Annotated in this window: 18 protein-coding genes and 1 tRNA gene; 14 read left to right on the forward strand and 5 right to left on the reverse strand. The window is 31.5% G+C overall.

What is annotated here, in order from left to right; all coding sequences use genetic code 11:
- Positions 1-51: 51 nt before the first annotated feature.
- From RB619_RS17690 to RB619_RS17700, 3 genes are all read left to right on the forward strand, one after another.
- On the forward strand, positions 52-3,045 hold the full coding sequence (locus tag RB619_RS17690; protein WP_308099919.1) for a glycoside hydrolase family 3 N-terminal domain-containing protein: 2,994 nt from the start codon (positions 52-54) through the stop codon (positions 3,043-3,045).
- Between the two features lie 65 nt (positions 3,046-3,110).
- On the forward strand, positions 3,111-4,382 hold the full coding sequence (locus RB619_RS17695) for a DUF5009 domain-containing protein (RefSeq protein WP_308099924.1): 1,272 nt from the start codon (positions 3,111-3,113) through the stop codon (positions 4,380-4,382).
- Positions 4,383-4,700: 318 nt separating this feature from the next.
- The gene (locus tag RB619_RS17700; protein WP_308099927.1) at positions 4,701-5,309 is read left to right on the forward strand and encodes a hypothetical protein; all 609 of its coding nucleotides are present in this window, start codon (positions 4,701-4,703) and stop codon (positions 5,307-5,309) included.
- Between the two features lie 82 nt (positions 5,310-5,391).
- On the opposite strand, the gene RB619_RS17705 is transcribed toward RB619_RS17700, so the two are convergent.
- Positions 5,392-6,654, reverse strand: a complete 1,263-nt coding sequence (locus RB619_RS17705) for a hypothetical protein (RefSeq protein ID WP_308099929.1) — start codon at positions 6,652-6,654, stop codon at positions 5,392-5,394.
- A gap of 345 nt (positions 6,655-6,999) precedes the next feature.
- Between RB619_RS17705 and RB619_RS17710 the strand changes: the two genes are divergently transcribed.
- On the forward strand, positions 7,000-7,551 hold the full coding sequence (locus RB619_RS17710) for a DUF4494 domain-containing protein (RefSeq protein ID WP_308099931.1): 552 nt from the start codon (positions 7,000-7,002) through the stop codon (positions 7,549-7,551).
- Between the two features lie 69 nt (positions 7,552-7,620).
- Here RB619_RS17710 and RB619_RS17715 read toward each other — a convergent pair whose 3' ends face one another.
- Positions 7,621-8,040: a hypothetical protein gene (locus RB619_RS17715; protein ID WP_308099933.1), complete on the reverse strand. Its 420-nt coding sequence runs from the start codon at positions 8,038-8,040 to the stop codon at positions 7,621-7,623.
- A gap of 228 nt (positions 8,041-8,268) precedes the next feature.
- Between RB619_RS17715 and RB619_RS17720 the strand changes: the two genes are divergently transcribed.
- The 4 genes from RB619_RS17720 (at position 8,269) to RB619_RS17735 (ending at position 11,278) form a co-directional block, all read left to right on the forward strand.
- Positions 8,269-9,795 (forward strand): glycosyltransferase family 39 protein, encoded by a 1,527-nt coding sequence (locus tag RB619_RS17720; protein WP_308099935.1) that lies wholly within the window; start codon positions 8,269-8,271, stop codon positions 9,793-9,795.
- Position 9,796: 1 nt separating this feature from the next.
- Positions 9,797-10,321, forward strand: coding sequence for a DUF4269 domain-containing protein (locus RB619_RS17725; protein ID WP_308099937.1), 525 nt, complete (start codon positions 9,797-9,799; stop codon positions 10,319-10,321).
- A 126-nt stretch (positions 10,322-10,447) separates the two neighbouring features.
- Positions 10,448-10,520: transfer RNA gene (locus RB619_RS17730), tRNA-Met, on the forward strand.
- 155 nt (positions 10,521-10,675) lie between these two features.
- Entirely contained in the window at positions 10,676-11,278 is a 603-nt protein-coding gene (locus RB619_RS17735; protein WP_308099939.1) for a hypothetical protein, read from the forward strand.
- An 18-nt stretch (positions 11,279-11,296) separates the two neighbouring features.
- Here RB619_RS17735 and RB619_RS17740 read toward each other — a convergent pair whose 3' ends face one another.
- Together RB619_RS17740 and RB619_RS17745 are read right to left on the reverse strand one after the other, a co-directional pair.
- Entirely contained in the window at positions 11,297-11,719 is a 423-nt protein-coding gene (locus tag RB619_RS17740; RefSeq protein ID WP_308099941.1) for a hypothetical protein, read from the reverse strand.
- A gap of 303 nt (positions 11,720-12,022) precedes the next feature.
- Positions 12,023-12,583, reverse strand: coding sequence for a GNAT family N-acetyltransferase (locus RB619_RS17745; RefSeq protein WP_308099943.1), 561 nt, complete (start codon positions 12,581-12,583; stop codon positions 12,023-12,025).
- Between the two features lie 252 nt (positions 12,584-12,835).
- On the opposite strand from RB619_RS17745, the gene RB619_RS17750 reads away from it, so the two are divergent.
- The 6 genes from RB619_RS17750 (at position 12,836) to RB619_RS17775 (ending at position 18,386) form a co-directional block, all read left to right on the forward strand.
- Positions 12,836-13,867, forward strand: coding sequence for a helix-turn-helix domain-containing protein (locus RB619_RS17750; protein ID WP_308099945.1), 1,032 nt, complete (start codon positions 12,836-12,838; stop codon positions 13,865-13,867).
- Between the two features lie 253 nt (positions 13,868-14,120).
- The gene (locus tag RB619_RS17755) at positions 14,121-15,176 is read left to right on the forward strand and encodes a serine hydrolase domain-containing protein (RefSeq protein WP_308099947.1); all 1,056 of its coding nucleotides are present in this window, start codon (positions 14,121-14,123) and stop codon (positions 15,174-15,176) included.
- Positions 15,177-15,267: 91 nt separating this feature from the next.
- The gene (locus RB619_RS17760; RefSeq protein ID WP_308099949.1) at positions 15,268-16,311 is read left to right on the forward strand and encodes a serine hydrolase domain-containing protein; all 1,044 of its coding nucleotides are present in this window, start codon (positions 15,268-15,270) and stop codon (positions 16,309-16,311) included.
- 186 nt (positions 16,312-16,497) lie between these two features.
- The gene (locus RB619_RS17765) at positions 16,498-17,334 is read left to right on the forward strand and encodes an alpha/beta hydrolase (RefSeq protein WP_308099951.1); all 837 of its coding nucleotides are present in this window, start codon (positions 16,498-16,500) and stop codon (positions 17,332-17,334) included.
- A 1-nt stretch (position 17,335) separates the two neighbouring features.
- Positions 17,336-17,830 carry an RNA polymerase sigma factor gene (locus RB619_RS17770; RefSeq protein ID WP_308099953.1) on the forward strand — a complete coding sequence of 165 codons (495 nt, stop codon included), beginning with the start codon at positions 17,336-17,338 and terminating at the stop codon, positions 17,828-17,830.
- The gene (locus RB619_RS17775; protein ID WP_308099955.1) at positions 17,817-18,386 is read left to right on the forward strand and encodes a hypothetical protein; all 570 of its coding nucleotides are present in this window, start codon (positions 17,817-17,819) and stop codon (positions 18,384-18,386) included. The genes RB619_RS17770 and RB619_RS17775 overlap by 14 nt, the downstream gene beginning before the upstream one ends.
- Before the next feature lie 236 nt (positions 18,387-18,622).
- On the opposite strand, the gene yiaA is transcribed toward RB619_RS17775, so the two are convergent.
- Positions 18,623-19,096, reverse strand: a complete 474-nt coding sequence (gene yiaA, locus RB619_RS17780) for an inner membrane protein YiaA (RefSeq protein WP_308099956.1) — start codon at positions 19,094-19,096, stop codon at positions 18,623-18,625.
- Between the last annotated feature and the right edge of the window lie 115 nt (positions 19,097-19,211).

Consider the following 19,211-nt stretch of genomic DNA (forward strand, 5'->3'; position numbering starts at 1 on the left):
AATCAATTGAAGGTTAAAAACTAATCTTCAATTGATTCAAAAAACAATATTATGAAAGATTACATCATAAAGATCAGCCTTTGCGCTTCATTTTTATTTTTAATCACCAATTGCGCTGTCAAAAAAAACAATGCAGTTACAGATTCAAAAAAAGACATTCCGTTAAAAGATACTGTTGTTTACAAAACTGATAAAGCAACGAAAAAAACTTTTTTCAAAGATTCAGATAAAGAAACCGCTTGGGTTGACAGCATTTACAGCAAAATGTCGATTCGTGAAAAAGTAGGACAGCTTTTTATGGTTTCGGCTTATTCAAATAAAGATTCGGTTCACGTTAATCAAATCAAAAATTTAATTGAAGAATATGAAGTAGGAAGCGTTATCTTTTTTCAGGGCGGTCCAGTTCGTCAAGCAAAATTAACCAACTTGTATCAGTCAAAAGCAAAAGTGCCTTTGTTCATCGGAATTGATGCTGAATGGGGATTAGCCATGCGTTTAGATTCTACGTATCGTTATCCTTGGAACATGACTTTGGGCGCGATTCAGGATTTAAATTTAATTGAAAAAGTAGGGCAAAATATGGCCAATGAAAACAAGCGAATTGGAATTCATTTCAACTTTGCTCCTGTTTTGGACATCAATACCAATCCTAAAAATCCAATTATCGGAAATCGTTCTTTTGGCGAAGATAAAGTTAATGTAGCCAACAAAGCAACTGCTTTAATGAAAGGTGTACAGAGTCAAGGCGTTTTCAGTACAGGAAAACATTTTCCTGGACATGGAGACACCTCAACCGATTCGCATCATGCATTGCCTTTAGTAAATTTTTCAAAAGAAAGAATCGACTTAGTTGAATTGTATCCTTATAAAAAATTATTTGACGAAGGCTTAGTTTCGGTTATGGTTGGGCATCTTAATATTCCGAGTTTAGAGCCAACTCCAAATTTGCCTTCTTCGGCTTCGTATAATGTAGTCACCAATCTTCTTCAAAAAGAATTAGGCTTTGAAGGTTTGATTTTTACAGATGGTCTAGCGATGAAAGGCGCCAGCAATTTTAAAGGCCCCGGAGAATTAGAAATTGCTGTTCTTTTGGCCGGAAATGACATTTTATTGTGTCCAGAAAATGTACCAGTAGCAGTTGTAAAATTAGAAGAAGCTTATGCAAATAATATCATAACTGAAGAACGTTTAGCGCATTCGGTTAAAAAAATTCTGCATTATAAATTCAAAGCAGGATTAAATCATTACAAGCCTATCGATATGGCGAATATTTACAATGATCTTAATCCGTCGCAAAATGATGCTTTGCATTATAAATTATATGAAAATGCGGTTACCGTTTTAAAAAATGAAAAGGAAATACTTCCGATAAAAGAACTGAATCAGAAAATTGCTTACATAAAATTGGGCGATGATACCAATAGTGCTTTTGTTTCTACTTTAAAAAAATACACGGAAATTACAGAAGTGAAAGACAACAATCTTGACAGTTTAAATCAAGAATTGAAAAAGTTTGACAAGGTTATTATCAGCTTTCATAAAGTAAATAAACCTTGGGAAAAACAAGAATTTACTTTAGCAGAAATGCTTTGGCTGAAAGAAATCGCGAAACACAACAAAGTAATTTTAGATGTTTTTGCAAAACCTTATTCATTATTGTCAATTACAGATTTTGAAGATATTGAAGGATTAGTAGTTTCTTACCAAAATTCAGATATCAGTCAGGTGGTTTCTGCTGAATTGCTTTTTGGAGCTATTGAAGCCAAAGGAAAACTGCCGGTTTCGATCAATAACTTTTTCAAAGTAAACGACGGATTGCCGACTCAAAAATTAAATCGTCTGGCTTTTAATGCTCCGGAAAATGTCAATATGAATCCAGCCATTCTATCAAAAATTGATGCGGTAGCGCAAAAAGCAATTGATGGAAAAATGACTCCGGGAATGCAGGTTTTGGTTGCCAGAAAAGGAAATGTGATTTTTCAGAAATCATACGGATCGCAAACCTACGATAACGGAAAAAAAGTAACTAATACTGATTTGTATGATGTCGCTTCGATTTCAAAAATGATTTCGACATTGCCAAATGTGATGCAATTGTATGATAAAAATAAAGTTACTTTAGACACCAAATTGAAAGATATGGTGCCTTTTTTCGCCAATACGAATAAAGAAAATATCATTTTCAAGGATTTGCTAAATCATTATGCAGGACTTCAGGCTTGGATTCCGTTTTACAAAGCAACTTTAGACAGCAAAACGAATCCTTCTGAAAAATACTATCGAAAAATTGCCGAAGCAGGTTTTACAACAAAAGTTTCAGACAGTCTTTATTTAAGAAATGATTATCATGATACAATTATGAAAATCATTGCTAAAAGCCCGATTTCTCCAAAAATTGAATACAAATACAGCGATTTTACTTTCATCATTCTGAAAGAATATTTAGAAAGAAAAACACATGAAAAATTAGAAGATCTAAGTAAAGAGAATTTCTACAACACGCTGGGAATGAATTATACGCTTTATAATCCGTTAAATAAATTTGAAAAAATCAACATTGCTCCTACTGAAATTGATAATTATTTCAGACATCAAACTATTCAAGGTTATGTTCATGATATGGCGGCGGCAATGGAAGGTGGCGTTGCTGGCCACGCTGGAATTTTTTCGAATGCAATGGATGTTGCCAAAATGATGCAGTTGTTTTTACAAAAAGGAAATTACGGCGGTATTCAATATTTTTCACCTCAAACTTTTGATGCCTTTAATACTTGTTATTACAAAGACAAAGGCGTTCAAAGAGGTTTAGGTTTTGACAAAAGAATTGGTAAAGGCGGACCAACTTGCGGTTGCGTTTCTGAAGCTAGTTTTGGCCACACAGGATTTACCGGAAACATGGCTTGGGTTGATCCTCAAACCGAAATTGTTTATGTTTTTCTATCCAACAGAACCTATCCAGAAGTTATTAATGACGAAAATAAATTAGCAAAAGGAAAAATCAGAGAAGAAATTCAGCAGATTATTCAAGACGCAATCATAAAATAATTTAAGGCAAAAGTCTTGCTTCTTGCCTCTTTCTTCTAAAATCTATTATCTAAAAAAACAAACCAATGACAAAAGAACGTTTAACCTCGCTGGATGTATTTAGAGGATTTACTATTTTATTGATGACGATAGTAAATAATCCGGGAAGCTGGGACTCTATTTATGCTCCATTAGAACACGCCGAATGGCACGGCTGTACGCCAACTGATTTAGTATTTCCATTTTTTGTTTTTATAATGGGAACTGCAATACCTTTTGCAATGCCGGTAAAACATTTTGACGGAGCTGTTTTTAATAAAATCTTGGTTCGTTCACTACGAATTTTCTGTTTAGGATTGTTTTTAAGCGTTTTCAGCAGAATTCATCTATTTGGTTTAGAAGGAATTCCTTTGTTAGCAGTACGATTGGTCATTGCATTTGCAGTAGCTTATGCCCTTTTAGGAAACTTTTCAATGAAAGTCAAAACCATTCTTGCGGTAGGAATTTTTGTAATACTAATTTCTTTAGCATTTAGTGGTCTGGAACATTTTGAAGACACCAGAATCCCAGGTGTTTTACAGCGAATTGCAATTGTTTATTTCTTTACTTCTATTCTGTACCTAAAATCAAATTTAAAAACACAACTTATTGTTTTAGCAACGCTTTTAATTGGGTATTGGCTTTTAATGGCTTTTGTTCCCGTTCCTGGATTTGGCCCAGCCAATTTTGAGAAAGGTACAAATCTTGCCGCTTGGTTAGACGATACGCTTTTAAACGGACATTTATGGATCGCGTCTAAAACTTGGGATCCAGAAGGAATTTTGAGCACATTACCAGCTATTGGAACAGGAATTCTTGGAATGTATATTGGTCAAATACTGAACTCTCAAGCAACTAAAACTGAAATTCTAAAAAAGACTGCAATTTCTGGAGTAGTTTTAGTAATTGGAGGTTTGCTTTGGAATATAATTTTCCCAATAAATAAATCACTTTGGACAAGCTCTTATGTTTTATACACTGCCGGAATAGGTACTTTATGTTTAACGATTTTGTATTACATAATCGACGTTCAAGGATATAAAAAATGGACTAAATTCTTTTTAATTTGGGGCGTAAATCCAATGATTGTGTTTTTCTTTTCGGGTGTAATTCCGAGAGTTCTTAGCGCTATTAAGCTTCAAAATCCAGAAATTGGCGGGGAAGAAATTAGTCTTCAATCTGCAATTTACAAACATGGAATTGTGCCTTGCTTTGAAAATCCCCTGAATTCATCATTGGCTTATGCTTTAGCATATGCGGCTTTCTGGTCAATTATACTTTGGATTTTCTATAAAAAGAAATTGATATTTAAAGTTTAGTTTTACTATTTTTTTCCGCCACAAATTACACGAATTTTCACGAATGTTTTTTTTGTTAGTTATAAAATCAATTAGTACAAATTAGTGTAATTCGTGGCTATTTTTTTAAATACGTTGCGTAGACGCACTGCTGTGTGTCTCTACAGTTACTTCCAGACAAATCATGTTTGAATATTCATTGTTAAAATAAAACGCATGTTTTATCCGTTCTTTAATCATCATTATTCTCGGACAGAAATATGCTGTAATTAAAGATTTTAAAAATTGAGACTTATTTTTAATATGATAATAAAACATCGCTCTAAATTGTTTTTTATTTTGTTACTGACTTTTCAGACTATTTTTTCCCAAGAAAAACTGGATGACGTAATTGTTAATTCAAATTTTAAAAGCAAGCAGGAACTTTCTTTTTTTGAAAAACTCAATAGTTTTGAAACCAACTTTTCTTGGAACAATAAAGCCGCAACTTACATTCCAAAAGGCAGTGAAAACAAAGAAATAAAAAAACTTTTATTTAGCGTTTCTGATTGTCATGGCGTCAAAAATTTAAAATACCTACCTTTCAAAGTAAACTTATATACTGTTGACAGTTTAAAAATGCCCGGTAAACCAATTTTAGAACAAGATATTTTAGTAAAAAAAGATGATAATGAATATTGGACAAAAGTTGATATTTCAAAATTTAAAATAACAATTCCTGAAGAGGGCATTTTTATTGTTTTTATAATTTTAGAAGAAAAAGAATATCCTACAGATTTTATTTATTCGAAAATAGGTTTAATATCTGCCGTTCCGGCTTTAAAAGCATACAAATACAGTAAAACTTATATCAGAAAATCATATCGTTACAGTCAATATCATACCCCAGATAAACGCGATATGTGGTTGCCCACAAAATATCATTATATAATGGATGTTGAATATTAAGTTAAGTTTGTATTTTGAAAAACTAAAAAAAACGCACTTCAGAACAACCTGCAGTGCGTTTTTTTATTTCAATTATCTAAAACTAATTAAACTGTAAAAGTTTATTTAGTCCTTCTTTTTCAAATAAAATTCGGCCGACTTTAATATCTGACCAGCCTTTTTTTAATTTATAAGTAAATGTCGGGATATTGTCAATTAATTCGCAATCCAAATAATACGTTGAAACTGTTTCATTTGTCAAATCTTTTAATTCTTGAATATGTGTCGAAATTAAAAAATAAGAGTTAGAATAGGCTCCTACTCCATTTATAGTTCGGGTACAAATTTCTAAAGCATCTTCAACATTTGTTCCGCTAAAAAGCTCATCAAAAACAACAAAGCATCTTTTTCCGTCGGCTGCTTTTAAAACCACATCTTTAAGATTTACGACTTCGGTCATAAAATGGCTGTAACCGTTCAAAATATCATCACGCTTGTTAATTCCGATGGAAAAATCGGTACAAAAAGGAATTTCTGCTCCACCTGCCGGAATTCCCAATCCAAGATTTCCTAAATAAATACACAAACTAACTGATTTAAGAAAGGTCGATTTTCCTGACATATTCGGCCCATTTAAAACAATTACATTATTAAATGCCGTAAAACTATTTTTGATTGGACTGTCAATTAATGGGTGATAAAAATCATTAATAACCAGACTTTTATCTGTTATATCAGGAAAAATAAATTCGCGATCAATAATGCTTTTGCTGATCGATAAATACGATTCAAACAAAAACAAATCATCCCAAAATGTTCCAATTTTACTTTCCTCTTGCAAAGTCGAAATTTTAGTCACTATTTTCTTTAGATGCTTGCTTTTCAGCTGTTTTTCTCTAATTATATATTCATATTTTCTCAGTTCAAAAACAGAAAGAAAAGACAATATTCTGTTCAAATCTTTTCTATAAGACTCCGGAAAATGCACCAAATTAAGTCTTGAAAAACAAGTCGACTCTAATCGATAAAAAAACATTATAAGCTGATGTATTTTATTGTGTGTCAGAATTTCATCGGCAGTTGGACCAAAAAACAAGAAACGCTTCCAGTTTAGATTTTCTTCCTTAAAATTGTTCAAGAAATAATGAACTTCATTCAAATGTAAAACAGTGTAGGAGTAATTTTTTAAAACTTCATTATTTAAGACAAATCCTTTCAGGATATTTTGTCTTTCACTAATTTGGCTTTTAGTTTTTAAAGGCGTTTCTAATATATTTAGGATTTTTTTCTTCGTGAAGCTATTCAAAGAAAAGTCAAAAATAGGCAACACTTCTTCTTTTATATTTAGATCTTGAATATTGTTCATAGTTACTATTTACGTGTTATCCTTACTATATTTTGGGCCGATATTTAATAATTGTTTAAGCTAAAGTAATAAAATTATATATCAACCTTTACAATTAAAACCTATAAAATTTAAAAAATAATATTATTTTAACAAATAAAACACATCAACTTCATTAAAAATCGATTAAATGCATTTCTAAAAGAATTATAGCGTAAAAACCAATTCAAAAACGCAAAAACAACAAACATTAAACAAAATTCATCAAAACCAACACGTATTTCAAATTGTGAATATCTATTTGCAAATTTGAAGCGTATTTTATCAGTAAAATCTATCTTTGGCATCCTTAAAAATTACAAGAAAATGAGCGCAACTTGGTACGAATGCAAAGTAAAATATAGAAAAACTGATGAAACGGGCGGACAAAAAGTTTTAACCGAACCCTATTTAGTTGATGCTCTGTCTTATACAGAAGCTGAAAAAAGAATGACTGAAGAAATGGCCGCTTACACTAGTGAAGAATTCAAAATCACGGCTATTAAAGTGGCAAATTATGCCGAAATTCATCCTTTTGAAAATGCTGACAGATGGTTTAAATCTAAAATCACTTTAATTGCTTATGATGAAGAAAGTGGCAAGGAAAGAAAAACAAGCATGTATATGCTGGTTCAGGCAAATGATGTTCGCGAAGCTTTTGACAACACACTTCACGTAATGAAAAATACAATGGGTGAATATTCTATTCCGGCTATTACTGAAACAGCAATTATGGATGTTTTTCCATATTTCAGCGGTGAAGAAGGCGAAACAGAAATGCTGGAGCGTTTTAACACACTGAAAGCTTCTAAACCTGTAACTGCTGAAGTTCAGGATACAATGGAATTTGACACTGCCTATTTAGAGGAAAACGCTTAAATTCTAATAAAATTGAAAACAAAAAAAGCAAAATAGAATACTATTTTGCTTTTTTTGTTTTACACCATTTTAATAAAGCATTTTTGCCAATGGTGTCACCGCCGAAGCTGATTTTGGCAATAACGATGTAAGTGCATCAAATTGCGTTGGACTTATATTTTTTTTCATTTTGGCTATAAAAGACTCTCTATTGGCAGTCATTTTAGAGGTATAGCCTGCCTTGTCAGTAGCCATTGTTGGCAAAATATTTTTCTTTTTATTTAGAGTTTCATTTACCAATGTATTTACTGCCGGTTTTTGAGCGTCGGTTAATTTCAATTTTGGAGACAATACACCCATAACCTGATTCGAGAGACTGGCTACATCAAAAGCAGGAACCGCCGCCGTTGACGCCTTACTTGCCGCTTTTGTAAGATCTCCTACACTTTGCGCATTTGCAAATGAAATTGCCCCTAAAAGGACAGCTACAATCAATAATTTCTTTTTCATGGTATTTTCTTTTAAAGTTATTGCTGGATATTAAAGATAATAAAAATATCAATTCAACCAACATCTAAAAAACATAAACACCTAAACAACTGCATTTTACAATATTTATTTTGGTATTTTCAAAATCTTCCAAAATCAAAATAAATCCTATCTTAGCTATAGAATTGCACATTGATTCAAAACCACTTACAGCAAAAATCCAAAAGAACCTAAGAAACCAAGATCTACATGACTAAAAAAACATTTATTCTAATTGGGTTTATCATTTTAAAATTTGCACTTCAATATATTTTGCTGAGTCCGGAATATGATTTGCAACGTGACGAATATTTGCATCTTGATCAGGCACATCATTTGGCTTGGGGATATTTATCAGTTCCTCCCGTAACTTCCTGGTTTTCGTATATTATTTATCTGCTCGGAAATTCGGTATTTTGGGTGAAGTTCTTCCCTGCCCTTTTTGGCGTTTTGACACTTTTAGTGGTCTGGAAAACAATCGAGGTTTTAAAAGGAAGTTTATTTGCATTGGTTTTAGGTGCAACTTGCATTTTACTATCATCGCTTTTACGACTAAACATGCTTTTTCAGCCAAATTCTTTAGATATTTTATGCTGGACAGCTTTTTATTTTACAGTGATTCAATACATCAAAACCGAAAAGACAAAATGGCTTTACTCAGGCGCCATTCTTTTTGCTTTTGGATTTCTGAACAAATACAATATTCTTTTTCTTTTAATCGGACTTTTGCCAGCGCTTTTGCTTTCAAAACAAAGAAAAATTGTTGCTGAAAAAAATCTTTATTTCGCATTGATTTTAGGATTGCTTTTAATTCTTCCAAATTTATTATGGCAATACAACAATCATTTCCCGATTGTGCATCACATGAAAGAATTGGCCGAAACACAACTGGTAAATGTTGATCGAGTTGGATTTTTAAAAGAACAATTGCTGTTTTTTATAGGTGGCTTTATTGTTATTCTTTGTTCTTTTTATGCGTTGCTTTTTTACAAACCTTTTGCAAATTATAGATTCTTTTTTGCTTCAATTGTTTTCACACTTTTTGTTTTTATTTATTTCAAAGCCAAAGCGTATTATGCTATTGGTCTTTACCCAATTTACATTGCTTTTGGTTCGGTTTTTTTAGGCGAAATTTTAAAAACAGGATGGAAACGATTTTTACAGCCCGTGTTAATTTTGATTCCGATTTTGTTTTTTATTCCAATTTACAAAGTAGCGTTTCCGAATAAAACGCCAGAGGAAATAATTGCAAAACCCGAACCATACAAAAAATTGGGAATGCTACGCTGGGAAGACGGAAAAGATCATGAACTCCCGCAGGATTTTGCCGATATGCTGGGATGGAAAGAACTTGCGCGCAAAACTGATTCGGTTTATGCATTGTTTCCAAAATCTGAAAATACATTAGTGCTTTGCGACAACTACGGTCAAGCCGGAGCTATAAATTATTATACAAAAAAAGGCATCAAAGCTGTTTCTTTTAATGCCGATTATGTCAACTGGTTCAATTTAAATATCTATTACAAGAACCTAATTAGAATAAAAGAATTTGAAGAAAACAGCACTGAATTTGCAGAAACAAGTCCGTTTTTTCAAAAGGCGACAATTGGCGGCGAAATAACAAACAAATTTGCTCGTGAATACAAAACCACCATTTTTGTTTTTACCAAAGCCAAAATAAACATCAATCAAAGATTAGCTCAAGAAATTAAAGAAGAGAAAAATTACGACAAATAAAATGTTTGATTTAAGTACAATTGACTATTTAAAATCTGGAAATGAAAGACAAATTCTGGCTTATGAAACTTTGACTAAAAATAAGATTTTAGAAGTTTTAGTGGCATTTGACCCAATTCTTGTTGGCACAATTCCAATAAATATTGACATTGAAAACAGTGATCTCGATATTATTTGTTATTGGCAAAACAAAAGTCATTTTATTGAAAAAGTCACTTCTCTTTTCAAAAACAAACCTGATTTTAAAATCTTGAAAACTATTATAAATCAGCAAGAATCTGTAGTTGGAAGTTTCAAATTAGATGATTTTGAAATTGAAATTTTCGGGCAAAATGTTCCTACTAAAAATCAAAACGGCTACCGACACATGATTATCGAACACCAAATTCTGGAATCACGAGACGAAAGCTTTCGACAAGAAATCATAAAACTCAAGAAAAACGGCTACAAAACCGAACCTGCTTTTGCCAAATTATTAGGTTTGAAAAATGATCCATATTCAGAATTATTGAATTATAAAATTTGATTTCAGAACCACAAACGCACAACTCACTTGACAACAACAAGTTATATATCAATTTATTTAAATAAAAATATTTCACTAATTCCTTTGTAAAACTGTATTTAGTGCTTATCTTTGCACCCGAAACATCGCGGGATAGAGCAGTAGGCAGCTCGTCGGGCTCATAACCCGAAGGTCACAGGTTCGAGTCCTGTTCCCGCTACTAAGAGAAAAGCTTCAGAGAAATCTGAAGCTTTTTTTATTTACATACCTTTGTGATTCTCTTTGCGGGCACAGATTGCAAATCTGCGCTATCGTTGTCTACATATCGGAGCAATCGGGACAAATACCAGAAGAACAACCTTGCAATTAAAGATTATGAAAAAACTATTATTTATATTCGGTGTATCACAATTTCTTTTTGGCTGTTCAATAAATAAAGACAAAAACTCCCCTATTAATGATTATATTCTAAGTTTGAATTTAAAAGGTTCAGACAAAATTATGATTATCCAAGAAAAAATCAATAACAATACAACAATTGACATCTTTAAAGGGAAAACATTTTATTATAGTGGCGTTAATAAATATGTGAAAATTGAAGGAGTTGAAGAACCTTTATATGAGGAAGAAAGCTGGCAAAAAATGAAAAATAAATATGCTAATAAAGATACAATAGACCAATGGGTAAAAGATGATTATTGGTCTTTAAAAAATTTTAAGCATCAAAATATTGTTTTTATAAAACTGAAAGACTTTCCTAATCCTGGCAAATATGAAAAATTTGATTTTGAGGAGAACTACAAGGTTTTTTCATTCTCAGATCCAATATACTACAAACACAATAAGTACGCAGTATTTACTATAAAATCAACAACAACGGATTATAAAGATATGGATACAACTTCCATACTAATTTTAACAAAAATTAAAGGCAAGTGGACTCTTACTGAAAAAGTGGGAGACGGAATATACAGATAATGAAATACTCAGAAAGCATTAGAATTCAATATTAAAGTGATTACTTTTTAAATTTGTCTTGATACCAAATAAATCTTTTCTCATTGCTAAAGCTAAATCATTTAATCTTTCTGTATTATGGCTGTGGATGAATCTTTTTAATTCTATCAAAACTTTGTCAGAAGCAAATAACGACATATTTATGAACTCTGCATAAAGTTCATTTTTTAATCTTTCAAATGAATTTATATCAGGACGATTAATAACAAGAGTTGTTTTTTCCTTATCATAATTAACCAAAGCATAACAAAGTAAGATTATAGCTTTGTATCTGATTTCTTTCATTGTCTGCTTAGCATCTTGTTTGGCTTTTCGGGTAGCAACCAAAAAATCGAAAGAAGTTTTAAGAATCCCACCGAATCCAACTAAACCTACTACTGATATTATTTGCTCTGCTGTCATAAATTTTAGATTTTGAATCACGCTAATATAGCTATTTGAATGTAAGAAAGCCAATACGTTATGGAATGCTATTTAAAATTATTTGCTATTTTTTATTTATTCGATATTGCCTACGTCAAAACCATCATAATGATTAATCCAATCGCGCAGGTCTAACCTCAATCGTAAGCGCAGATTTGCAATCTGTGCCCACAAAGATTGTAAATAATCCATTTTTATATAATAAATACAATAACTTGTATTTAATAAAATAATCCATTTGCTTCACTGTGCGGGCACAGATTGCAAATCTGCGCTAACGAATTACAAATCTACGCTAACGTTGCCTATATTACCTTTTACCTTAGCGTAAATATCAAGACTTATAAACTTGCCATTTTTAATTTCACAGTCTTTCATAGTTCCTTCATTCTGAAAGTCAAGTTTAGCCATTACGCTTTTACAATTCTCATTTTCCGACTCAACAAATCCTTCAATTCTGTTAAGTTCTAAATCGTAAAATCCATAATTACAAATTAATGGAATTGCTTCTTTTATAATTCCATGTCCCCAAAAACTTGGAATTAACCAAAAACCTATTTCTGCTTTTTTATGTTCTTTACTTAAATTATTTAATCCACCCGCGCCGTAGAATGTTCCGTTATCAGCCGAGCAAATAGCAAACCAAATTCCTGTATCATTTTTTTCAAGGTCAGCAAAAAAAGACATTTGTTCTTTAGTTGCTTCCAATGTTTGAAAACTCACTCCATAATATTTAATAACCTCTGGATGCGAAAGTCCTTTGAAAACATTTTCAAGATCACTATCTGCAAATTGTCGGAGTAAAAGTTTTTCAGTTTTTATGGTTGGGAATTCTTTCTTCATGATTTGTGTTAGTTTTTGATTAACCGTTTTCTTCGTCAAGGACTGACCGATATTATTAATGATTTGTAATCTTTTTTGGTTACTTTTGAAAATGTACACCAATACAATTCATATGGAACTTTGTTTAGTTACTACGAAAATAAAACAAGACAAATCTAATAACGTCCTCAAAATTTATCGAATAAAAACTGCAGATTTTCTTCAAAAAATTGATCCACAGCAACTATATGCGAGAATTAATATAAATAAATAATGATAGAATCAAACCAACTGCTTTTCTTTTTTAGTGCTTTGGGGGCTTTTAATGGTTTCTTGCTTTCCTTGTATTTTGCCATAAATGCTAAAAATAAAAAATTTACAAACTATTTTTTATCCCTGTTGCTTTTAGTTTTAAGTATCAGAATTGTCAAATCGGTTTTTTTCTATTTTAATCCGCACTTATCCAATATTTTTATTCAGATTGGGCTTTCTGCATGCGTTCTAATTGGTCCTTTTCTTTTTTTATATCTCAAATCTGTGATGGAAAACGAAAAACCGAATTGGAAAATACATGTAATCCCCTCTTTGGTCGTAATAACAATTATTGGATATTTTTATCCTTATGTTGAACATCGCGAAATTTGGAGTAGATGGATTGTAAATGCAATATACTTTCAATGGTTCATTTATATTGCTTTATCATTAAAATATCTCCGACCAATTATTCTCAAACTCAAAAGGAAAGAGCGTTTACAGAAAATGGATTTTTGGCTTTTAAGTATTTATTTAGGTGTTGCATTTATCTGGTTAGCTTACAGTTTTGCATTATATACATCTTATATAGTTGGAGCTTTGTCATTTACATTTATTCTATATCTCATTGTCTTGCTTTTAATTTTTAGAAAAAGTAGCGAATCGACTTTTTTTCATGAAAAGGAAAAATATAAAAACAAAGAAATTGACAAAAAGATGCTGGATGAAATAGGCCAAAAACTATCCATTTTAATTGAAAAAGAAATGTTTCTTAACTCAAATTTTACGCTCGAAGGAGCTGCAAATGAACTGAAAATAACGAAACATTTATTATCTCAATATGTAAATGAAATATTAGGAAAATCTTTCTCAAATCTCATTAAAGAATATCGAATTGAAAAAGCAAAAAAGCTGTTAGAAACTGAGAAAAACTATAAAATCGAAAGTTTAGGTTACGATTGCGGTTTCAGTTCAAAATCCTCCTTCTTTACTGCATTTAAAAAAATCACAGGACTAACCCCTGCAGAATATCAAAAATCTTCCCTGAAATGAGTTCAATATTATAGAATTGAACTCCTATCCTATAACTTAAAACCTCGAAACAATCTGCATTCGGGATATTTGCGCTTATTATTAATATTCTTAAAAATGATAAAAGCGCCGAAAGTTATAACCCAAAACATTTTCATCTTCCTTCTTCTCACAACTTCAAAAACTATTTTGCATCATGAAGCTAAATGGTCTATGGTACATTTTCGATAAAATTTTAACTAACATCATTAAATCAATATAAAATATCACATCGATGAAGTACCTATTTTTCTTAGCCACATTAATACAGCTGTTTTCGTTAACTGATTTATCCGCCCAAAATTTAAGGAATAACGAAATTGACAAATACATAACAGAAGTTCAGCAACAATATAATATTCCTGGATTAGCCTTAGCAGTTATAAAAGATGGCAAATTGATTCACAAGATGAATTACGGACTTGCCAACATCGAAATGGAAATTCCTGTAACAGACAAAATTTTATTTCCATTGTTTTCAACTACTAAAGTAATGTCGATTATTGCCGTTTATCAATTAATTCAAGAAAACAAGATAGCTCTGGACACTCCTATTTCTTATTTTTTAGATGACTTGCCGATTACCTGGAAAAAGGTGCAAATAAAAAATCTCATAACACATTCATCTGGCTTACCTGATATTGTAAATTACACCAATGAAAATGAAGAAAATGCAAAACAAAAGGTATATAATGACAGCATAAAATTTTCACCAGGAAACCAATTTGATTATAATCAAACTAATTATTGGTTGCTTAACAGAATCTTTCAAAAAGTTGTCAATAAAACACTGAGTCAGTTTATTATTGATACTCAATTCCAGTCGGCATTAGGATCAGTTGTCTTTGAAGGAAATAATCTAAAAGTAGTTAACAATTTAAGTTACGGATATGTGAATACGGCAGGAACAGCTATGTTTCTAAAAAGAAACTGGAATTTTCCTGAGTACGAATATGGTGCTGCCGCACTTAACATGACATTAGATGCTTTCATTGAATGGAATACAAAGTTTGACAATGGCTTTTTTATATCTGATAAAATGAAAAAACAATTATTGACTCCGTTTAATTATGAAATCAAAAGAGATTTTACATATGGATTGGATCTGATAAAACAGAATGATAATGTTTCTTATGGTTTTTCAGGAGGACTCGCAACTGCCTTTAGAAAATTTCCTGATAAAAAACTAACCATAATTCTTTTGGCAAACGGAATGTTTATCCCTACTGATAAACAGCACGGAATAAATGAAGTCGTAAATACGATTGCCTCTATTGCTAAAAAAAAGTAAGGATGTAATAAAATCCCAAACCCACTGTAGTACTAAAACGTTATGTGCTATTTAACCAATTAATCAGAAAATCAAACTATAAATTACCACAATGAAATATTTAATCACTATTTTATTTTTTACATTACTTGCTTGCAAAAGTGTTCATCAAACCAATAAACAAAGTGTTGAAAATGCGATTACAAATAACGCTGTTCAGTTATTAGCGGACAAAAGATTTCATTCTGTTTCCGTTGTAGTTTACAAAGATGGAGAAGCCACAATAAAACATTTTGGCGAATTAACTATCGGAGAAGGAAACAAGCCAAACGATTCTACACTTTATGAATTGGCTTCTGTAACTAAAACTTTTACAGGGTATATAGCTGCTAAAGCCGTACTTGATAAAAAAATAAATTTAGATGATGATATTAGAATCTACCTTAATGAACCTTATCCAAATTTAGAATTTAAAGGTGAGCCTATAAAAATTAGACACCTCATCACACACACAAGCGGATTTCCTAATTTCCCAATAAAAAGCGAAAATAAAACAGCTTTTTTTGAGGGATTAAAACTAATCAAAATTGAAACGAAACCTGGAGAAACATACTTCTATTCAAACACGGCTCCAGAATTGACAGCGTATATTCTTGAAAAAGTGTACCAAAAACCTTATGAAGAATTGGTAATTGAATTTATTTTGGAACCAAATAAAATGAACCAAACCAAGTTTACACTAAATGAAAATGACAGAACGAGATTGGTAAAAGGTTATAACGATAAAAACCAGTTAATGCCTAACTTCAATAGAACTTTATGGGGTGGAATTTCGGGATTGCATTCAACGACCACGGATTTAGTGAAATATATGAAACTGCAACTAGACAAGTCTAATCCTATTGTAAACGAATCTCATAAAAAATTATACAAAGAAGGTTCTGATTTCTGGGAAGGCTACCATTGGTACATCATAGAAAATGATAATAAATTAATTTATAGACATCACGGAGGCATATACGGAATGCAGAATTGGTTTGTGATTTATCCTAAACAAAATATGGGGATATCGATATTGACAAACACAAGCTTTAATGAAACAGGAGAAATTTTAGAAAAAGTAGTTGATCAATTGTATGATGATTTAAATAAATAGATCATTAAATGCTTTCGCTACTAAATACAGCTTCAGAGAAATCTGGAGCTTTTTTATTTGTGTTAAATTGCTGGTTTTTAAACCCAAAATATATGGCCAATAAAAATATTTAAAAAAAACTTCTTTTTTGAGGTAACAATTAAACTAGTGCTGCATCAAAAGGTAAACTTTAAAAAATTAAATCTTATGAAAACGAAATCTATTTTAATTATTGCCTTTATCCTACTTTTCTCAAAATCTGTTTTTTCTCAAACTGCTTTCAAAGTAGAGGTAAAAGGAAAAGGAACTCCTGTTTTGTTATTTCCTGGTTTTGGTTGCACCGGAGAGTTATGGAATGAAACAGTATCTGAACTTTCTAAAAATCACGAATGCCACATTTTTACTTTTGCAGGATTTGGTAATGTTCCCCCAATTGAAAGGCCTTGGTTATCTACCATAAATGATCAAGTCATTTCGTATGTAAAAACCAAAAAAATAAAAAATGCGGTATTGATTGGTCATAGTCTCGGTGGGACTTTAAGTTTGTGGTTAGCATCTGAAGAACCTAATTTATTCAAAAAGTTAATTCTAGTTGACGCTTTACCTTCCAGTGCCGCTTTAATGATTCCTAATTACAAAGGCGACACGATTCCTTATGATAATCCGCAGAGTAAAATGATGTTGGCTATGGATCAAAATGCTTTTAATGCAATGAATTCACAAATGACTTCTTACATGTGCCTGAATAAAGAAAAACAAAAAACAATTAATGACTGGATGAATATGGCCGATAGAAAAACTTATGTTTATGGTTATATTGATATGCTTAATTTAGACCTAAGAAAAGAAATTTCTAAAATTAAAATTCCAGTGGTAATTTTAGCTGCGACAAATCCAGATCTTGCTACGGTACAAAACACATATAAAGCGCAGTATGAAAATCTGCCATCTGCTAAAATTCTTTATGCATCAAAAGCAGCGCATTTTGTAATGTATGATCAACCGGAGTGGTTTATAGAAAATGTAAAATCAGAAATAAAATAAAGTGGCCGAAAAAGAACAATTCAACGAGATCTACTCCAAGCATTACAATAAAGTGTTTCGCTTGTGCAAAGGTTATTTTTGCGGCGATACTGCATTAGCCTCTGATGCGACTCAGGAAATCTTCATTAAAGTCTGGGAGAAATTGGACACCTTCAGAAATGATTCCAGCATTAGCACTTGGGTATATAGGATTGCCGTAAACACCTGTCTTCTTTATTTAAGAAAATCATCTTCAAGAAAAGAAATTAGGACCGAAATCCTGCCTCAAACTGTTGCAGAAACCTATTCGAGCGAAAAAGACGAACAGCTTCAACAAATGTATCAATGTATACAAAAGCTTGAAGAAACAAATAAAATGATAATCCTGATGACTTTAGACGGTGTCGAATATCAGGAAATATCAGAAGTAATTGGGATAACCGAAGAAACACTTCGCGTTAGAATCCACCGAATCAAAAAAAGTTTAACTCAATGTGTACAAAATGAAAACATTTGAAGAATTACAAAATATTTGGGAGCAGCAGACAGAATCTGATACAAAACCAACAGCAACTGAAATCATTAAAAAAGCCGAAGCAAATACTAAGAAAATTAAGCGTAGTCATTTTTGGACCAAAGTAATTTTAAGTCTGACATCATTAATCTTAATCGCATATTATATTTGGGTAGGCGCTTATAAACAAACACTTTTTAGTTTTGGATTATGCATTATGATTACAATGCTTATTGCACGTATCGCCTTAGAATGGAGCAGCGCGAAAAAACTAGAGAACTTAAAGACCGATGTTAACTTAATTGAATACAGCAAACTGGCTCATCAATTTTATGACTGGAGAAAAAAAATACATTACATTTTCACACCAATCATTTACATAACTTATATCGTTGGTTTTACATTGCTTCTACCTGTTTTTAAAGACAATTTTTCAAGAGGTTTTTATCTCTATATCCTCATAAGTGGTTATGCTTTTTTATTAATCTTTGGATTTTTTATGATCAGAATAATCAAAAAGGAAATAAAGCTTTTGAATTTCTTAAAAGACATCTCTTGAAAAGGAAAAAGCTTTTCCAACTGAGGTAAAGCGATTTTATATAAAATTTCTATAACGAATTAGCTATCTAAATAGTACCATTAAAAAAACACCACTTCAACAAGTGGTGTTTTTTTTTTATTGCCAAATTTTCATTTAACGACGAATATTGCATTTAGATTTCTTATCCAAATAAGCTAATAATTAGAAAACCCCAAAACCGCACAATTATGTGACAGTAATGAGGCCCGCTAAAATTATATTGTAGTCGATTCAAATTGCTTAAGATCTCTAGTGTTCTTTTGCACAGCAAGAGCAGAAAAGAGTCCTAATACAAATGACATTCCGAAAAATCCCTTTTCACTGAGTAATAAATCTGCATTCCAAAGGCCTATTATCAATAATACTACAGAAGCAATAGTACTAAACCAGCTTAGGCCATAATACAAATCGGTTACTGGTATATCTTCCAGTCTATCTCGAACACTTTTTTGCACTGATATTACGGAGAAAAGACCAAAAAGGAGAATTGTAAAATAGTATCCTTTTTCATTGTAAGCCATATCCGAATTGTAAAGACCAATGCAATAGGAAGCAATTCCTATAAGCAATGTCATCCAGGATGCGCCGACAAAAGCGGCGCTAGGCTTTAAAGGGCTATTTCCATTATTAAATTTTACATTTTTTGATTCTGAACTGTTGTTAGATTCATTTGATTTTAGCGGTTCCATAATTTTATGTTTTTTATAATTATGAGACAAATTTCAGAAGGAATCAGAATTTATAAAAATCAATTTATCGATAAAACTGATGATTTAAAAATGCATTTTAGTATTTTTATCCTCA

Origin of the sequence: Flavobacterium sp. LHD-80 (genome assembly GCF_030929605.1) — a bacterium.
Lineage (GTDB): Bacteria > Bacteroidota > Bacteroidia > Flavobacteriales > Flavobacteriaceae > Flavobacterium.

Coding starts and splice junctions, on each gene's coding strand:
- RB619_RS17705 (WP_308099929.1), bottom strand. CDS start 6,654: ATGAACAATATTCAAGATCTAAATATAAAAGAAGAAGTGTTGCCTATT.
- RB619_RS17760 (WP_308099949.1), top strand. CDS start 15,268: ATGAAATATTTAATCACTATTTTATTTTTTACATTACTTGCTTGCAAA.
- RB619_RS17755 (WP_308099947.1), top strand. CDS start 14,121: ATGAAGTACCTATTTTTCTTAGCCACATTAATACAGCTGTTTTCGTTA.
- RB619_RS17740 (WP_308099941.1), bottom strand. CDS start 11,719: ATGACAGCAGAGCAAATAATATCAGTAGTAGGTTTAGTTGGATTCGGT.
- RB619_RS17715 (WP_308099933.1), bottom strand. CDS start 8,040: ATGAAAAAGAAATTATTGATTGTAGCTGTCCTTTTAGGGGCAATTTCA.
- RB619_RS17695 (WP_308099924.1), top strand. CDS start 3,111: ATGACAAAAGAACGTTTAACCTCGCTGGATGTATTTAGAGGATTTACT.
- RB619_RS17720 (WP_308099935.1), top strand. CDS start 8,269: ATGACTAAAAAAACATTTATTCTAATTGGGTTTATCATTTTAAAATTT.
- RB619_RS17690 (WP_308099919.1), top strand. CDS start 52: ATGAAAGATTACATCATAAAGATCAGCCTTTGCGCTTCATTTTTATTT.
- RB619_RS17710 (WP_308099931.1), top strand. CDS start 7,000: ATGAGCGCAACTTGGTACGAATGCAAAGTAAAATATAGAAAAACTGAT.
- RB619_RS17750 (WP_308099945.1), top strand. CDS start 12,836: ATGATAGAATCAAACCAACTGCTTTTCTTTTTTAGTGCTTTGGGGGCT.
- RB619_RS17765 (WP_308099951.1), top strand. CDS start 16,498: ATGAAAACGAAATCTATTTTAATTATTGCCTTTATCCTACTTTTCTCA.
- RB619_RS17745 (WP_308099943.1), bottom strand. CDS start 12,583: ATGAAGAAAGAATTCCCAACCATAAAAACTGAAAAACTTTTACTCCGA.
- RB619_RS17735 (WP_308099939.1), top strand. CDS start 10,676: ATGAAAAAACTATTATTTATATTCGGTGTATCACAATTTCTTTTTGGC.
- RB619_RS17775 (WP_308099955.1), top strand. CDS start 17,817: ATGAAAACATTTGAAGAATTACAAAATATTTGGGAGCAGCAGACAGAA.
- yiaA (WP_308099956.1), bottom strand. CDS start 19,096: ATGGAACCGCTAAAATCAAATGAATCTAACAACAGTTCAGAATCAAAA.
- RB619_RS17725 (WP_308099937.1), top strand. CDS start 9,797: ATGTTTGATTTAAGTACAATTGACTATTTAAAATCTGGAAATGAAAGA.